The 16,640-nt window shown below is 66.3% G+C and carries 15 protein-coding genes and 1 pseudogene; 6 read left to right on the forward strand and 10 right to left on the reverse strand.

The genetic code is table 11. The annotated features are described in order from the left end of the window. Positions 1–99: 99 nt before the first annotated feature. The 4 genes from V7Q53_RS13150 to V7Q53_RS13165 form a co-directional block, all read right to left on the reverse strand. Positions 100–978, reverse strand: a complete 879-nt coding sequence (locus V7Q53_RS13150; RefSeq protein ID WP_333829038.1) for a PaaX family transcriptional regulator C-terminal domain-containing protein — start codon at positions 976–978, stop codon at positions 100–102. Positions 979–1,056: 78 nt separating this feature from the next. Next, positions 1,057–1,245 (reverse strand): DUF2783 domain-containing protein, encoded by a 189-nt coding sequence (locus V7Q53_RS13155; RefSeq protein ID WP_333829039.1) that lies wholly within the window; start codon positions 1,243–1,245, stop codon positions 1,057–1,059. A 1-nt stretch (position 1,246) separates the two neighbouring features. Beyond that, positions 1,247–2,887, reverse strand: a complete 1,641-nt coding sequence (locus tag V7Q53_RS13160) for an FAD-dependent oxidoreductase (protein ID WP_333829040.1) — start codon at positions 2,885–2,887, stop codon at positions 1,247–1,249. A 24-nt stretch (positions 2,888–2,911) separates the two neighbouring features. Next, positions 2,912–3,862 (reverse strand): MBL fold metallo-hydrolase, encoded by a 951-nt coding sequence (locus tag V7Q53_RS13165; RefSeq protein WP_333829041.1) that lies wholly within the window; start codon positions 3,860–3,862, stop codon positions 2,912–2,914. Positions 3,863–4,045: 183 nt separating this feature from the next. On the opposite strand from V7Q53_RS13165, the gene V7Q53_RS13170 reads away from it, so the two are divergent. Then, positions 4,046–4,933, forward strand: a complete 888-nt coding sequence (locus V7Q53_RS13170) for a patatin-like phospholipase family protein (RefSeq protein ID WP_333829042.1) — start codon at positions 4,046–4,048, stop codon at positions 4,931–4,933. A gap of 43 nt (positions 4,934–4,976) precedes the next feature. On the opposite strand, the gene gabT is transcribed toward V7Q53_RS13170, so the two are convergent. Then, a complete protein-coding gene (gene gabT, locus V7Q53_RS13175; protein ID WP_333829043.1) occupies positions 4,977–6,269 on the reverse strand; it encodes a 4-aminobutyrate--2-oxoglutarate transaminase in 1,293 nt (430 codons plus the stop codon). A gap of 83 nt (positions 6,270–6,352) precedes the next feature. Between gabT and V7Q53_RS13180 the strand changes: the two genes are divergently transcribed. After that, the gene (locus V7Q53_RS13180) at positions 6,353–6,931 is read left to right on the forward strand and encodes a cupin domain-containing protein (RefSeq protein ID WP_333829044.1); all 579 of its coding nucleotides are present in this window, start codon (positions 6,353–6,355) and stop codon (positions 6,929–6,931) included. A 73-nt stretch (positions 6,932–7,004) separates the two neighbouring features. On the opposite strand, the pseudogene V7Q53_RS13185 reads toward V7Q53_RS13180, so the two are convergent. The 5 genes and pseudogenes from V7Q53_RS13185 to V7Q53_RS13205 form a co-directional block, all read right to left on the reverse strand. Further along, a pseudogene (locus V7Q53_RS13185) lies at positions 7,005–8,520 on the reverse strand (malonate--CoA ligase). Between the two features lie 80 nt (positions 8,521–8,600). Next, on the reverse strand, positions 8,601–9,644 hold the full coding sequence (locus V7Q53_RS13190; RefSeq protein WP_333829045.1) for an LLM class flavin-dependent oxidoreductase: 1,044 nt from the start codon (positions 9,642–9,644) through the stop codon (positions 8,601–8,603). A 118-nt stretch (positions 9,645–9,762) separates the two neighbouring features. Next, positions 9,763–10,200, reverse strand: a complete 438-nt coding sequence (locus V7Q53_RS13195; RefSeq protein ID WP_333829046.1) for a Cu(I)-responsive transcriptional regulator — start codon at positions 10,198–10,200, stop codon at positions 9,763–9,765. After that, positions 10,197–12,707 carry a heavy metal translocating P-type ATPase gene (locus V7Q53_RS13200; RefSeq protein ID WP_333829047.1) on the reverse strand — a complete coding sequence of 837 codons (2,511 nt, stop codon included), beginning with the start codon at positions 12,705–12,707 and terminating at the stop codon, positions 10,197–10,199. The genes V7Q53_RS13195 and V7Q53_RS13200 overlap by 4 nt, the downstream gene beginning before the upstream one ends. A gap of 248 nt (positions 12,708–12,955) precedes the next feature. Next, complete coding sequence (locus V7Q53_RS13205) at positions 12,956–13,474, reverse strand: DUF2478 domain-containing protein (protein WP_333829048.1); 519 nt, start codon at positions 13,472–13,474, stop codon at positions 12,956–12,958. A 121-nt stretch (positions 13,475–13,595) separates the two neighbouring features. On the opposite strand from V7Q53_RS13205, the gene V7Q53_RS13210 reads away from it, so the two are divergent. Genes V7Q53_RS13210 through V7Q53_RS13225 form a run of 4 tightly spaced genes read left to right on the forward strand, consistent with a single transcriptional unit; the run spans position 13,596 to position 16,534 of the window. Continuing rightward, positions 13,596–14,486, forward strand: coding sequence for a formate dehydrogenase accessory sulfurtransferase FdhD (locus tag V7Q53_RS13210; protein WP_333829049.1), 891 nt, complete (start codon positions 13,596–13,598; stop codon positions 14,484–14,486). Beyond that, positions 14,479–15,096, forward strand: coding sequence for a molybdenum cofactor guanylyltransferase MobA (gene mobA / locus V7Q53_RS13215; RefSeq protein WP_333829051.1), 618 nt, complete (start codon positions 14,479–14,481; stop codon positions 15,094–15,096). The genes V7Q53_RS13210 and mobA overlap by 8 nt, the downstream gene beginning before the upstream one ends. Then, positions 15,093–15,608: a molybdopterin-guanine dinucleotide biosynthesis protein B gene (mobB, locus tag V7Q53_RS13220; protein WP_333829053.1), complete on the forward strand. Its 516-nt coding sequence runs from the start codon at positions 15,093–15,095 to the stop codon at positions 15,606–15,608. Before mobA ends, mobB begins: the two co-directional genes overlap by 4 nt. Next, complete coding sequence (locus tag V7Q53_RS13225; RefSeq protein WP_333829055.1) at positions 15,605–16,534, forward strand: molybdopterin guanine dinucleotide synthesis; 930 nt, start codon at positions 15,605–15,607, stop codon at positions 16,532–16,534. Before mobB ends, V7Q53_RS13225 begins: the two co-directional genes overlap by 4 nt. Positions 16,535–16,640 lie beyond the last annotated feature (106 nt).

The following is a 16,640-nucleotide window of genomic DNA, read 5'->3' on the forward strand; positions in this document are numbered from 1 at the left end:
GTCATACGCACCGTCATGTCACGGATCAACGAAATAATCTTAGTATTGTGTGACACTTTTAGGCGCTCAACCGCAACCTGCTGGCGGGCCTGCGTTTTTTCAGCGGCTGGCGATGGTCTCCAGCAGATGGCGGCGGGTGGTGATGCTGGCACTTACGGGGGGAAGCGCGCCGCTTTCGGCCTTAAAGAAGGTGCTGACATGCGAATCGGCGGCGTCGGACAGGGTGCAATAGGCCTTCGCAAACAGCCGCCGCGCGGCGTGGCCCGGCCAGTCAGGCGGCAGCGCATCAAAAGGCAGGCGCGGGTCACGCAGCAGTACCTGACGGTAGAAATGCACCAGCAGCAGCCGCAGCGACAAGGCTTGCGCGCCGGGGGGCGCAGGGGCCGTCGCCAATGCCTCGAACCGCGCGATGAAGCCCGCATAGGCTTGCGCGTGGCTTGCCAGATCCCATGCCCCGGCGGCGAAATCAGGCAGCATCGCCAACCCGCTTTCGGGCCGGGCGCTGAAGGTCAGCGCGCCTTCGGGCGCGGCGATGCGGTCAGGCCCGACGGCCAGCTGCGGCTTGAGCCGGGCAAAACCCGCGCGCTCCAGCTGCGCCATGGCGCTGTCGCCCAGTGCCTCGGGCACGAAGACAAACTGCCAGCCCGGTTCAACATCGGGGCCATAGATGGCGCGGTCGGCGGCGTCGAATTCGGTGCGCGCGGCCCCGGACAGGCGGTAGAAACTGCGCCGCCCGGCGCGCCGCCCCTCCAGCCGCCCGGCCGCCACCAACCGCGACACAGCGGTGCGCACCAGCGTTTCGCTGATGCCGACGGCGGCGCAGGTGTCGATGATATTGCCAATCCAGACCTCACCGCCGCGCGGCACCACGACATCGCCGTAGAGCGTGACGATGAACCCGCCCGCGCGCAGCGGCATGTCGGCCAGCAGGCCCGCGATGGCGCTGTCCTGCGCGGGGCGTCCGGCCCTTGAATTCACGTTGCTTCCTCGCGGTTTCTTCGTGGCCATCTTGCCACAAATCGGCGCGACGGGAACCCCCGCGCGGAAGGCCTGCTGTCAGCCCCGCGCCACGTTCAGCGCCTCGGCAATGATCTGCGGGTCACCAATATGGTTGAGCAGCACCAGTATCAGCCGCGCATTGAGCGCATCGCTTTCCGCCTTGCTCAGCCCTTCATGCGCAGAAATCAGCATCGCATAGACATCATCCGGATTGGTCAGATTGCGGGTCGTTACCAGCGTTCCCATGTCAGCCCTCCATCCCGATGGCACGGGCAACCGCCATGGCCACCGCGCTTTCATCCCAGACATCCCAGCGCGCCGCCACATGCTGATCGGGGCGGATCAGATAGACGGCGGCAGGGGAGGTGCCCAGATACCGTTCACGCAGCAGGGCGTTGTTTTCCGCCGACAGCCGCAGCACCGTGCAGTCGATGGCCTGCGCAGCAAAACCCGCGGGCACCGCGCAATCAATCGCCAGAATCTGGAAGCTGGTGCCTTTCGCATCGCCCAACCGGTTCAGCAGAAACCCGCCCTCCAGCGGCACATCGGGGCAGGGGCTGCCGGGCCTTGCGCGCGCCGGGCCTCCCGCCAGCGCATCGGGCGTGTTCAGGGGGGAGCCGTCATAGGTACAGGGCACCGACAGCCGCCCGGAATTGACAAAGGGGCGTGCAAAATCCTCGCGCCGTGCCAGTTCCAGCACGGCATCGCGGAAGATGCGGCTGATCCCGGATTTGGGGGTGATGAAATCGGTGGCGCGGGTGGAGTTCAGAATGTTCTCGTTCGCGCCGTGGATACGTTCCACATCATAGCTTTCCAGCAGCCCCGGCCCGGCTTTGCCGCGCACCATCATGGCGAGCTTCCATGCCAGATTATCGGCATCCTGCAAGCCGCTGTTCGCCCCGCGCGCCCCGAAAGGGGAGACCTGATGCGCGGAATCGCCCGCAAAGATCACCCGGCCCTGATGAAACCGCGTCATCCGCCGACACTGGAAGGTGTAGATCGACGACCAGACCAGCTCAAACTCGATATCCTCGCCGATCATCTGCGCCACCCGGCGGCGGACATTCTCTTCCTTCAGCTCTTCGGCGCGGTCCACGTCCCAGCCGATCTGAAAGTCGATCCGCCACACGTCATCGGGCTGTTTATGCAGCAGCTGCGAGGCTCCGGCGCCCGAGGGCGGGTCAAACCAGAACCAGCGCTCGGTCGGAAAACTGGCCTTCATGCGCACATCGGCGATCAGGAAGCTGTCCTTGAACACCTCGCCCTCAAACCCCAGCCCCAGCATGCCCCGCACCGGCGATGCCGCCCCGTCACAGGCCACCAGCCAGTCGGCCTCCAGCGTATAGGGGCCATCGGGTGTCATCACCGTCAGCGCGACATGATCGCCCTTGTCGGTGACCGCATCCACCCGGTTCCGGCCCCGGATTTCCACCGGCAGGCCATGCTTTTGCAGCGCCTGCAGATGGTCCAGCACAAATTTCTCAAAATACGGTTGCTGAAGGTTGATGAAGGCGGGGTATTTATGCCCCTCCTCGGGCAGAAGGTTGAATTCATAGATATTTTCATCGCGGTGAAAGACCTTGCCAAGGTTCCAGATCACCCCTTTTTCCACCACCGCGTCACCGCAGCCCAGCCTGTCCAGTATCTCCAACGGGCGCTTGGCGAAGCAGATCGCGCGCGACCCCATTCCGATGCCCTCATGGTCATCAAGCACCAGTGCCCGCACCCCCTTCAGGCCCAGATCCAGCGCCAGCGCCATGCCGACGGGGCCGCCGCCGACAATGACAACCGGGTGACGCACAGGGGTGGTGCTGTCCTGATCGGCGGTGCGCGCATAGGGGTAAGCGCGGTAGGCAAGCCTGTAGCGGTCAACCAGTGGGGCATTCATGCCGCTTTCTCCTCCCGAAAGAAATCAGCCCTGCAGATCTTCCCACATCTGCTGGTCGCGCTCGGCGGTCCAGATGCGCGGCGTGTCCAGCCCGCGCGCCTCGTCATAGGCGCGGGCGACGTTGAAGGGCAGGCAATGCTCATAAATCGCGTAATCGGCGAACTTGGGGTCGCATTCCGCGCGCACGGCGTCCCAGGCCTCTTTCAGGCTGCCGCCGCGTGCGGCCACCCGCCTGACCGGGCGATAGGTGCTGTCAACAAAATCAAAGGTGTTCAGCAGCGCCTGTTCCACCATTTCCTCACCGATCAGCGCATCGCCCCGGCCCGGCGCGATGGCCTTTGGCTCATAGGCGGCGATGGCCTCCAGCGTGTCGCCCCAATCGGCAAAATGGCCGTCGCCGCAATAGCAGGCAGAGTGGTATTCAACGATATCGCCGGTGAACATGACCTCGCTGTCGGGCACCCAGACCACGGCATCTCCGGCAGTATGGGCGCGGCCCAGATGCATGATATCGACGCGGCGCCTGCCCAGATAGACGGTCATGGCATCGCGGAAGGTGGTGGTGGGAAAGGTCAGCCCCGGAATTTCCTCATGCCCCTGAAACAGGCGCGGAAAGCGGCCGAATTCGCTGTCCCAGTCTTCCTGACCGCGCTCGACGACCATGGCGCGGGCAGTGTCTGACATGATGATCTCTCGTGCACCGTAAGCGGCGGCACCCAGCACCCGCACCGCATGATAATGCGTCAGCACCAGATGGCTGATCGGCTTGTCGGTGACCGAGCGGATACATTCCACCACCTTGCGCGCCAGCCGGGGCGTGGCCTGTGCTTCGATCACCATGACCGAGTCGTCGCCGATGATGACGCCCGAATTGGGGTCACCCTCGGCGGTGAAGGCATAGATCCCGTCGCCGATCTCGGTGAAAGAGATGGTTTTTTCTGACAGGTCTCCCTGCGAAGCGAAGCTTTTGGCCATGTCGTTCCCCCTGTGTCCGGGCCGGAAAGCGCTGACAGGCAGCAGCGAATCGGCTTGTGGCACCGTAATAGTTGTAAATGCAACGATCAACGCTTGAATGTCGGGGTAAACGGCGGGGGGCACTTGCGGCAGGGCGGGCCAAGCGCCATCATCCGCCTGAAGCCAGAGGGCGGGGTGATTTGAATGGCAAAGCCAAAGATCGGGCTCGTTCTGGGGGCAGGGGGCGCGCGGGGCTGGTGCCATATCGGTGTGCTGCGCGCACTGGAATCCATGGGCATCCGGCCTGACGTGATCGCAGGCACATCCATCGGCGCACTGGTCGGCGCGGCGCAGGCCGCCGGCCGGCTGGAGGCGCTTGAAGACTGGGCGCGCGCCCAGACCCGGCGCAGCATACTGGGCCTGATCGACGCGCGCCTGACTGGCGGCGGGGTTGTCGGCGGGGCCGGTATCGTCTCCATGTTGCACGGGCTGGATCTGCCCGAGTTGATCGAGGCGCTGCCGCTGCCTTTTATCGCGGTGGCGACGGATCTGCGCAACGGCCGCGAGGTCTGGTTGCGCAGCGGCGATCTGGTGGCGGCAGTGCGCGCGTCGGTTGCCATTCCCGGCCTGATCAGCCCTCTGCAACTGGACGGACGGTGGCTGCTGGACGGCGGGCTGGTCAACCCGGTGCCGGTGTCGGCGGCGCGGGCGTTGGGGGCCGAAGTGGTGATCGCCGTCAACCCGAACGCGGCACGCAGCGGCGATTTCTGGTCGCCGGGCCAAGGGCTGCGCGGTCTGCCTGACCCGGGCGACCTGCTGCCCGAGGCGTTGCGGGGCCTCTGGGCCAGCCACCCCCGGCCCGATGGCGATGCCGAACCCGGGTATCTGGCTGTGGTCAATGCGGCGCTTGATATTGCCTCCGACCAGATCCGCCGCAGCCGCCTTGCGGGGGATCCGCCACAGGTGCTGCTGGGCGCCCATCTTCCCACGCTCGCCGTGCTGGATTTTCACCGCGCCGAGGAGGCCATCGCCGAGGGTTGGCGGATTGTCGGGATACAGGAAGACGCGATCCGCAAGGCCGTGGCCGGTTGACCCCCGGCGGCTGGCGCCGGAGGTCGGTTTGCCCGGAAGCGGGTCAGGCCGATTTCTGCACCGCCGCCTCGACCGAGGCCTCGATGATATCCAGCGCCTCATCCAGCTGATCCATCGGGATGGTCAGCGGTGGCAGCAGGCGGATCACGTTGTAGCGCGTGCCGCAGGACAGCAGGATCAGCCCGCGCGCCTCGGCCTCGGCCACTACGGCGCTGGTCAGTTCGGCGTCCGGTGCGCGGCTTTCGCGGTCCTTGACCAGCTCGAACGCATTCATCGCGCCCAGGCCGCGCACGTCACCGATGCATTCCATCCCCTGCCGCTCGGCCATGGCGTTCAGCCGGGCGCGGATTTTCTCGCCGATCTCGTCGGCGCGCGCGCAAAGGCCTTCTTCCTTGATCACGTCCAGCACCGCATGGCTGGCCGCCACCGCGATCGGGTTGCCGCCATAGGTGCCGCCCACGCCGCCGGCATGCGGTGCGTCAACGATTTCGGCCTTGCCGGTCACCGCTGACAGCGGGAAACCCCCGGCCAGCCCTTTGGCCATGGTGATCACATCCGGCACGACGCCCGAATGCTCGAAACCATACATCTTGCCGGTCCGCGCCATCCCCGCCTGCACCTCATCGGCGATCAGCACGATGCCATACTGGTCACATATCTCGCGCAGCCGCCGCAGGAACCCGGCAGGCGCAATGTTGAAACCGCCTTCACCCTGCACCGGCTCGATGATCATCGCCGCAATCCGCTCAGGATCGACGGTGGAGGCAAACATCCCCTCCAGCGTGCGGATCGCCTCGGCCTCGGAAATGCCGTGGAATGCGTTGGGGAAGGGGGCATGCACCACCTCCGCCGGCATCGCGCCGAAATTCTTCTTGTAGGGGTTGACCTTGCCGGTCAGCGCCATGCCCATCAGCGTGCGCCCGTGGAACGCGCCGGTGAAGGCGATCACGCCCGAGCGGCCGGTATAGGCCCGCGCCATCTTGATCGCGTTTTCAACGGCTTCCGCGCCCGATGACACCAGCATGGTCTTCTTGGCGAAATCGCCCGGCGTGATGGCGTTCAGCCGCTCGGCCAGCGCGATGTAGCTTTCATAGGGGGCGACGTGAAAGCAGGTATGGGTGAAGGCCTGCGCCTGCTCAGCCACGGCGGCCATCACCTTGGGATGGCGATGCCCGGTGTTGTTCACCGCGATCCCTACCGCGAAATCGATGTAGCGCTTGCCCTCGGCATCCCACAGTTCGGCATTCTCGGCGCGCACGGCATAGATGTTGCGGGTGGCGACCCCGCGTGAAACGGCTGCGGCCTTGCGGGCCTGAAGGTCGGTGGATGCGGTCATGATCAGCTCCTGAATAAACCCGCTTTCCTTTCTATCGTTGCTCAATATTATGAGCAAGTGATTCCTGATGAGCGAGCGACAGGATGGATGGGTTCGACGTGGGCACCCGCTTGCGGGATATGAGAACGGCCGCAGGCCTTTCCCAGCGCGGTCTGGCGGATCTTTCGGGCGTGCCGCATGGTCAGATCTCGATGATCGAAACCAACCGTTCCAGCCCCTCGGTGGCCAGCTTGCGCAGGATTCTGGGCGGCTTGGGTGTCACCCTCGCCGAATTCTTCGAACCTGACCGCCCCGCGCTGGACGCCGTCTTCTTCCGCCCGGATGATCTGCGCGACCTCACCTCGCTTCTGCCCGGCGCCGCGCCTGACCGCTCGGGCCGCATCCGGCTGATGCAGGTCGGCGATGCGCGCGCGCATAATCTTCAGATCCTCTATGAACGCTATGAGCCCGGCGCCGATACCGGGCAGAGCATGCTGGAGCATGCGGGCTCGGAAGGTGGCGTGGTGATCGCGGGCGCGATCGAGCTGACGGTGGGCGGGCAGACACAGGTCTTGCAGGCGGGTGACAGCTATCTGTTCAGTTCCACCATCCCGCACCGTTTCCGCAATATCGGCAATACCGAGGCCGTGGTGGTTTCAGCCTGCACGCCGCCCTATCTGTAAGCGGCGCCCCTTCATCTTGCCAAAAATACGCCGGGGGGCGCCCGAAGGGCGGGGGGCAGCGCCCCCTCCGCGCTCACCCCGTGAACCAGTCTTTGAACTGTTCGCGCAGAAGGTTCTTCTGCACCTTGCCCATCGTGTTGCGCGGCAGCTCCGGAAGCACGGCCAGCGCGCGGGGCAGTTTGAATCGCGCTATCCCGCCTGCCAGAGTGCGCAGGATCGCATCGGTATCCGGCGCAGTGCCGGGGGCGGGGACGATCACCCCCAGCACGGCCTCGCCCAGATCGGGGTGAGGCACACCGATCACGGCGCTTTCCAGCACGCCGTCGGCCTCATCCAGTGCCAGTTCCACCTCCTTGGGGTAGATATTGTAGCCGCCCGCGATGATAAGGTCTTTCTGGCGACCGACGATATGCACGTAGCCGTCACTGTCCACCATCCCGAGATCACCGGTGATGAAAAAGCCGTCCGCGCGCAGCTCTGCCGCGGTCTTTTCCGGCATCTGCCAGTATCCGGCAAAGACATTCGGCCCGCGCACCTCGATCATCCCCACCGCGCCCTGCGGCAATTCTTTGCCCGTGTCGGGGTCGGTCACCTTCAGATCAACCCCCGGAAGCGGAAAGCCCACGGTGCCCCGCGCGCCGCTCGCCCGTATAGGGGTTCGAGGTGTTCATATTGGTTTCGGTCATGCCGTAGCGTTCCAGAATCCGGTGGCCGGTGCGGGCCTCGAATGCGGTATGTGTTTCTGCCAGCAGCGGTGCCGAGCCTGAGATGAAAAGCCGCATATGCGCCACCAGGTCGCGGTCAAACCGGGGGTCTGCCAGCAATCTGGTGTAGAAAGTGGGCACGCCCATCAGGCTGGTGGCCTGCGGCAGATGCCGGATCAGCGCGTCGATATCCAGTTTGGGCAGCCAGATCATCGCCCCGCCCGCCAGCAGGAGCGTGTTGGTCGCAACGAAAAGCCCATGCGTGTGGAAGATCGGCAGCGCGTGCAGCAGCACATCGTGCGCGGTAAAGCGCCACTCCGCCACCAGCACTTCGGCGTTCGACAAGAGGTTGCTTTGGGTCAGCATCGCGCCTTTTGAGCGCCCGGTGGTGCCCGACGTATAGAGCAGCGCCGCCAGATCGCCTGTATCGCGCGGCGCCGGCTCTGCCAGCGGGATAGCCTGCGCCATGGCTTGCGCGAAACTGCCCGAGCCATCGGCATTGAGCGCCATCAACCGCGTGCCGCAGCGCTCGGCCACCAGGGCAAGCGCGGATTCGCGCGCCCCATCAGTCAACAGCAGCACGGCCCCGGCATCTGACAGGAAATACTCAACCTCGTCCGGCATATAGGCCGTGTTCAATGGCAAGAACACCACCCCCGCCATCACCGCGCCGCCGTAAAGCGCCAGTGTCTGCGGGCTTTTCTCTACCTGCACGGCGAGCCGATCGCCCGGTCGCAGTCCCAGTGCCGTCAGTGCCCCGGCCACCTGTGCGCAAAGCCTGTGAAACGCCTCACCCGTCAGGGGGTCGCCATCAGGCAGGTGCAGGAAGGGGGTGTTCCGCCCCTTGAGGGGGGCGAAAAGCGCGTCATAAAGCGGGTTGGGCATGGCGGGGCTCCTCTTTCGCGCAGGGATAGCGCGCGGCGGAGCCCCGGTCCAGTATCGGTGTCCAGTATCGGCTTCCGGTATCAGGCGGCGGAAGAGCGGTTGAGAATGTCGCGCACCATCGGAATGACCTCTTCACCATAAAGCCGGATACAGTTCAGAAGCTGCTCATGCGATTGCGGGCCGGTGGCGTATTTCAGGTCGAACCGGTCAATCTCCAGCCCCTTGACGGTGCGCACAATCTTGCGCGCGACGGTCTCGGGTGAGCCGACATAAAGCGCGCCATGCGCCACCTCGGCAATATACTTGTCCTTGGTCACCGGCGGCCAGCCGCGTTCGCGCCCGATGCGGCCGAACATCGCCTGATAATGCGGCCAGAGCGCCTCGCGCGCGGCCTCGTCGGTTTCGGCGACAAAGCCGGGGGAGTGCACGCCGATGGGGCGGGCCTTCTGGTCCATCTGGGCCACGGCGCGGTGATACAGCTCCACATAGGGCTTAAAACGCAAAGGGTCGCCGCCGATGATGGCCAGCATCAGTTGCAGATCATGGCGCACCACCCGCACCACCGATTCCGGGCTGCCACCGACGCCGACCCAGGTGGTCAGCCCCTTTTCGCCAAGGCGCGGATAAACGGTGGTGTTTTTCAGTGGCGAACGGGTCTTGCCCTGCCATGTCACCTTTTTCTCGCGCAGCAGGCGGGTGAAGATGTCCAGCTTTTCCTCGAACAGCAGGTCATAATTCTGCATGTCCTCGCCGAAAAGCGGGTAGCTTTCGGTGAAAGAGCCGCGCCCGACAATCACCTCGGCCCGGCCATCCGAGACCGCGTTGAGGGTAGAGAAGCGCTGGAATACGCGCACCGGGTCATCGGTGGACAGGATGGTGACGGCGGTGCCCAGCCGGATGCGTTTGGTGCGCCCGGCAATGGCTGCCAGCACGATTTCGGGGGCGGAAATGGCGAAATCACCGCGGTGATGCTCACCCAGACCGATGAAATCGATTCCCACCGCATCGGCGAGCACCGCCTCTTCGACCACGTCGCGCAGGACCTGATCCATGGGTTTGGGCTTGCCGTCGGTGCCGTGGGTGACATCGCCGAAAGTATCGAGGCCGAGGGAAATCTGTGTCATGGCTTTCTCGCGCGGTTTGGGGCGGGTTGGGCAGAACCTAGGGTCCGGCCCCGCCAGCGTAAAGCCCGCCCGCCGCACGGGCATTGTGCGCTGATGCGCAGATCAGCCCCTGTGCAGCTCAGTTCTCGCGCTGCTGCCGGGCCTTGCCGCGTTTTGCGGGCACACCCGCCGGCCCTGAGGCCAGATCGCTGAGAATGGGGCAGTCAGGCCGGTGATCGCCCGCGCAGGCCGAGACCAGTTCACCCAATGTGGCCCTGAGCGCGCGCAACTCGATGATCTTGGCGTCGATCCGCTCCAGATGGCTCTGCGCCAGCCGCTTCACGTCTTCGCTGGCGCGGCTTTCGTCCTCATAAAGGCCCAGCAGCGCGCGGCATTCCTCGATGGTGAAGCCAAGGGCGCGCGCGCGGCCCAGAAAGGCCAGCTTGTGGATATCGCCGGGCCGGAAGGCGCGGTAGCCGTTGGTATCGCGCGGTGGGCGGATCAGCCCGATATCCTCATAATAGCGGATGGTCTTGGCGGGCAGGCCCGCAGCCTCGGCGGCCTCACCGATGTTCATGGCATCACCCCCTGTCCGGCGGGCACGAGAGGGGGCGCGCTGCCCTGCGCGGTGCTTTCGTCCATCAGGGGGCGCAGGCGGCGCAGGCGCAGCGCATTGGTGATCACGAAGACGCTGGAAAGCGCCATCGCGCCCGCCGCCAGCACCGGGCTGAGCGTGACGCCGAAGGCCGGGTAAAGCACCCCCGCCGCCACCGGGATCAGCGCGGCATTGTACGCGAAGGCCCAGAACAGGTTCTGGCGGATGTTGCGGATGGTGCGGTGGCTGACATCCAGCGCATTGACCACCCCTCGCAGATCGCCCGAGATCAGCACCACATCGGCGCTCTCGATGGCCACATCGGTGCCGGTTCCGATGGCAATGCCGATATCCGCCGCCGCCAGCGCCGGTGCGTCGTTGATCCCGTCGCCGACAAAGGCGATCCGCCTGCCACCCGCGCTCAGAGCCTTGAGGGCAGCCACCTTGCCTTCGGGCAGCACATCGGCCTCGACGGTGTCGATGCCCAGGTCGGCGGCGATGGCGCGGGCGGTCGCTTTGGCATCGCCGGTGATCATGGCGATCTTCAGGCCCATGGCATGCAGCGCCTCGATGGCGCGCGGGGTAGAGGGCTTGATCCGGTCGGCCACCGCGATCATCGCCGCTGCCTTGCCGTCGATGGCGGCAAAGAGCGGTGTCTGGCCCTTGGCCGCGCGCGCGTCGGCGGCTTGGGGCAGAGTGCCAAGGTCGATGCCTTCGCGCTCAAAAAGCCGTGCGGCCCCCACCAGCACCACCTGCCCTTCGACCAAGGCGCGCGCGCCGAAGCCGGTGATCGTGTCAAAATCCTGCGGCTCCGGCAGCGCCAGCCCGCGCGCATGCGCCGCGCGCTCGATCGCCTGCGCGACCGGGTGCTCGGCGCGGCTTTCCACGGCGGCGACAAGGCGCAGGACCGTGTCGGCGTCGAACCCCGGCGCGGGCTCCAGCGCGACCAGCTCAGGTCGCCCCTCGGTCAGGGTGCCGGTCTTGTCAAAGGCTACGATCTCGACACCCTGCAACGCCTGAAGCGCATCGCCACGGCGAAACAGCACCCCCATCTCGGCCGCCCGCCCCGTGCCCACCATGATCGAGGTGGGCGTGGCCAGCCCCATCGCGCAGGGGCAGGCGATGATCAGCACCGCCACGGCCGCCACCAGCGCATGGCTCAGCCGCGGGTCAGGGCCGAAGACCAGCCATATGGCCAGTGTCAGCAGCGACAGCGCCATGACGGCAGGGACGAAGTAAAGGGTCACGCGGTCAACCAGCGCCTGAATGGGCAGCTTGGCGCCCTGCGCCTCTTCCACCAGCCGGATGATCTGGGCCAGCATCGTATCCGCGCCCACCCGGGTTGCGCGGAAGGTCAGCGCGCCGGTGCCATTGACCGTGCCGCCCGTCACCATGGCGCCGGGGGCCTTGGCATTGGGCAACGGCTCGCCGGTGATCATCGATTCATCGACATGCGAGGCGCCGCCGGTCACCTCACCATCCACCGCGATGCGCTCGCCGGGGCGGACATGGAGGATGTCGCCGGGCACGACCTGTTCCAGCGGCAGGTCCAGCAGCGTGCCATCCCGCTCCACCCGCGCCGATTTCGCCTGCAGCCCCACCAGCCGCGCAATCGCCGCGCCGGTGCGGCCCTTGGCGCGCGCCTCCAGCCAGCGGCCCAGCAGGATCAGCGTCACAATTACCGCCGCCGCCTCGAAATAAACCGCGGCGGCACCCTGCGGCAGCAGGGCAGGGGCAAAGGTGGCGACGCTTGAAAAGCCCCAGGCGGCAAGGGTGCCGACCGCGACAAGGCTGTTCATATCGGGCGCACCGCGCAACAGGGCCGGGATGCCATGGCGAAAGAACATCAGCCCGGGGCCGAAAAGGACAAGGCTGGTCAGCGCAAACTGGATGACCCAGCTTTGCCACATGCCGATGGTCGTATGGACCCAGTGATGAAAGGCGGGCACCATATGGCCGCCCATCTCCAGCACAAAGACCGGCAGCGTCAGCACAAGGGCCAGCACGAGGCGGCGCGCCAGCGCGCGGCTTTCGCGGGCGCGCGCGCTTTCCTGACTGGCGCGGGCCTCTGCATTGCGGGGCCGGGCGGGGTAACCGGCATCGGTGACCGCGCGCGCCAGTCTTGCGTCCAGCCCCGGCACGGCCAGATGCCGGATGCTGGCAGTTTGCGTCGCCAGATTGACTGATGCCGCAAGAACGCCGGGCTGCCGGGTCAGAACCCGCTCCACCCGGCCCACGCAGGAGGCGCAGGTCATATCCGCGACCGAGAGCTGGGTTTCCTCCTCCTGAACCGGGTAGCCCGCCCCCGACAGCCGCTGCGCCAGCACCTGCAGGTCCGGCGTGCCCGCCACGCGCAGCGTTTCAAGCGCGAGATTGACTTCCGCGCCTTCGACGCCCGGCACCGAGGTGGCAATCCGCTCCACCCGCGCCGAACAGGAGGCGCAGGTCATCCCCGAAACGCGCAGGGTCAGATGGGAAATCGGTTTCATATCGGTGGCTCCGCAAGGCAGTCAGGACAGGCTGAAAAGGACGACAGGCCTTATCTAGGGCTTCCTGTAACTGGAAGGTCAAGCCCCCGGCATGCGATGCCGTCCGACAGGCCCGTCCGCCCCTTCATCTGTTCAGAAATATCCCGGGGGAGTCGCCCGGAACGGGCGGCGGGGGCAGCGCCCCCTCGACTTCAGTGTCAGGCGATGTCCCCGCCCTCCGGCAACGCCCCCCGCCTTCCGGCAACGCGTCAGGCTACTCTCTCGGCATTCCCCGCCTGAGCGAGGCACCAGTCAACCACAGCCTCCAGATCGGGCGGCAGCGCCGTGCCCATGCCTTCGCTGAAACGCTCGAACCCGGCAAGATTGGCCTGATTGACGGCCGTCAGCACCGGCACGCCCTCGGCGAGCGCCCGGCCGATCACCGGGCGAAAGCCGCGTCCTTCCAGTTCGGCCTTGCCGAATTTGTTGATCAGCAGCAGGCGCGGTCCCCGGTCCAGCATGCGCTCGACAAGGCCCACGGCCTCTTCCAGCCCCTGCGGGTCAAGGCGGCATCCGCGCGCCATGGGGCCAAGGCGCTGCGAGATGCGCACCCGGTTTTCCATGGTCAGCACCTGCAGGTCCATGTCGCAATGCGCGGCGGGGTCGGTTTCGGAGTTGATCTGCACCACCCCGGCCAGCGGCCAGCCGCGCGCGGCCAGTTGCGCTGCAACCTCGCTCAGCAGAAGGTCCACCGCGCCCCTTTGCGCTCCGATCACATATCCCAGCATTGTTCCCCGCGCCTCCGTCGCCACAAGGGTTCAACCCCCGACGGCTACTGACAACCCCCGACAGCCCTTGTCTGGCCTTGCCGCCTTGATACATAGTCCCAATGACCAGAAAAGACACGGTATGATCAAGCCCCAACCACATTCACCCGCCCCCGCACTGCTGCCGGACCCCGCGCATCCGCGCCTGACCCGGCGGATCGGTGGCACCGACCATACCGGCGCCCCGGTCGAGATCAGCGTGGTCGAGGAGCGGCCGCTGACCATCTTCCTGAATGCGCAGGAGATTGTCACCGCCATGACGATCGGCGATTACCCGGAATATCTGGCGCTGGGCTTTCTGCGCAATCAGGGCATGCTGCACGCCGATGATGTGATCACAGGCATTGATTACGATGAAGAGATTGAAACCGTGGTGGTGCGCACCGATCGCCGGACCTCGTATGAAGAGAAGGTGAAGAAGAAAACCCGCACCTCGGGCTGCGCGGTGGGCACGGTTTTCGGCGACATGATGGAGGGGCTTGCGGGGCTGACCCTGCCGCCCGCCGAATTGCGCACCAGCTGGCTTTACGCGCTGGCCCGCGCGATCAACACCACGCCCTCGCTCTATCTGGAGGCGGGTGCGATCCATGGCTCGGTCCTGTGCCGGGGTGATGAGATTCTGGTTTATATGGAAGATGTTGGCCGCCACAACGCGGTTGACAAGATCGCGGGCTGGATGTTCCGGCATGGCGAGGGCGGTGCGGACAAGATCCTGTATACCACCGGGCGCCTGACATCGGAAATGGTGATCAAGACGGCGCAGATGGGCATTCCGGTCCTCGCCTCACGCTCAGGCTTCACCGCATGGGGGGTGGAGATTGCGCAGCAGGTCGGGCTGACACTGATCGGCCGGATGCGGGGGCAGCGGTTTGTCTGCCTTGCGGGCGAGGAGCGGCTGATCCGCGATGCCGACCCGGCATTGGTAGGCGATGAAAGCACCCGCCACCGGCGCAAGGGAGCGATGGATGCGTAAAGCTGCGGTGCTGGGGGTGATACTGGCGGGCGGCCGCGCCACGCGGATGGGCGGCGGCGACAAGGGTTTGCGGCAGGTCGCCGGGCGGCGGCTGATGGATCATGTGATCACGCGGCTGGGTCCACAGGTTGCGGGCATGGCGATCAACGCCAATGGCGACCCGGCGCGGCTGGCGGAATTCGGCCTGCCGGTGCTGGCTGACAGCCTGCCCGACCATCCCGGCCCGCTCGCCGGTGTGCTGGCCGGGCTGGACTGGGCCGCCGGGCAGGGCGCGGCGGCGATTGTCACGGCGGCGGCTGATACGCCTTTCTTTCCGCCCGATCTGGTGGCGCGGCTGCAGATGGCGGCGGGCGTATCGGGGTTGGCACTCGCGGCAAGCAGGGATGACGATGGGCGCGTCTGGCGGCAGCCGACCTTCGGACTTTGGCCGGTGACCCTGCGCGATGATCTGCGCGACGCGCTCACTGGCGGTCTGCGCAAGATCGTCCTCTGGACGGATGGGCACGGGGCGGGGCAGGCCGTGTTCCCCTCCGATCCCTTTGATCCTTTCTTCAACGTCAACACGCCCGAAGATATCGCCCGCGCCGAGGTTCTGGCGGGCATGGTATGAAGATTTACGGCGTTACCGGCTGGAAGAACGCGGGCAAGACCGGGCTGGTTGAGCGGCTGGTAACCGAGATGGTTGCGCGCGGTCTGACGGTTTCCACGCTCAAACACGCCCATCATGAAACCGAAATCGACCATCCGGGCCGTGACAGCTACCGCCACCGGCAGGCGGGTGCGCATGAGGTGCTGGTATCGTCGCCGCAGCGCTGGGCGCTGATGCATGAACTGCGCGGCGCGCCCGAACCGGCGCTCGATGACCTGCTGGCGCGGCTGTCGCCGGTCGATCTGGTGCTGATCGAAGGGTATAAACGCGGCCCTCATCCCAAGATCGAGGCACACCGGCTGGAGACAGGCCATCCGCTGCTCGCGCCGGGCAACCCCAGCGTGCGGGCGGTGGCCTCGGACGTGGGGGCGGGCGATGTGGCGCTGGCCGGGGTCACAGTGCCGGTTTTGCCGCTTGATGACACCGGCGCGATTGCCGATTTTATTCTGCGCGATCTGGGGCTTGCGCGATGATCTTCGATCAGATCGCCATACTCGACTGGTCAGCAGAATCCCGCCCCAGGCGTGGCAAAGATTCGATCTGGCTGGGCATCGCCGGTCCCGATGGCGTCAGCGCTGAAAACCTGCCCACCCGCCGTGCTGCAGAAGCCCGGTTGCGCGCACTGGTGGCCGACGCAGTGGCGCGTGGCCAGCGGTTGTTGATCGGCGCCGATTTCGCCTTTGGCTACCCCGCCGGTTTCGCAACCCACCTGACCGGCCGCGCCGAGGCGCTGGCGGTCTGGGAATGGCTGGCCGGGGCCATCGAGGATGACGCGCAGAACCGCTCGAACAGATATGAGGTTGCCGCCGCGATCAACCGGCAATTCCCGGGGCTGGGGCCGTTCTGGTTCCACCCCAACGGGCGCGATCTGCCCGGTCTGCCACTCAAGGGCAGCGCGCGGCACGGCTACGGCCCGCTGGATGAGAAGCGCGCAACCGAGCGCGCGGCGCGCGGCGCGCAATCGGTCTGGAAACTGGGCGGCCCGGGTTCGGTCGGCAGTCAGGCGCTGACCGGACTGCCGGTTCTGTGGCGGCTGCGCGAGGGTTTCGCCGGGCAGCTGGCCGTCTGGCCGTTTGAGCCGGTGGCGCAGGCGCCGGTGGTGCTGGCCGAGGTGTTCCCCTCGCTTCTGGCGGCCGAGGTCATGGCCAACCGGACCGAAACCGGCATGGTGCCCGATGAGGCGCAGGTGCGGCTTCTGGCAGCAGTGCTCTGGCACATGCAGGAAACCGGCGCCGGGCTGGGCGCGCTTTTTACCGCCCCGCCCGATGAGGCGGTGAGTGAGGAGGGCTGGATACTGGGGGTCGGTCACGAAGCTGCATTGAAAGCCGCCGCCCGCACACTGGCCACGCCCGCCCCCCGCCCCCTCCCCGCCCACGACCGCCGGCCGCGCCAGATGTGAATACGCGCCAGGCGCGACAGCATGTCCTCGGCGACGGCCATCATCAGGTGGCCGGGGTACGACGGCGACCGCCTCGGCGTGGTCACGCCGAGCGGCAAGCTGATCT

It is taken from the genome of Pararhodobacter sp. (assembly GCF_036802785.1).
Classification (GTDB): domain Bacteria; phylum Pseudomonadota; class Alphaproteobacteria; order Rhodobacterales; family Rhodobacteraceae; genus Pararhodobacter.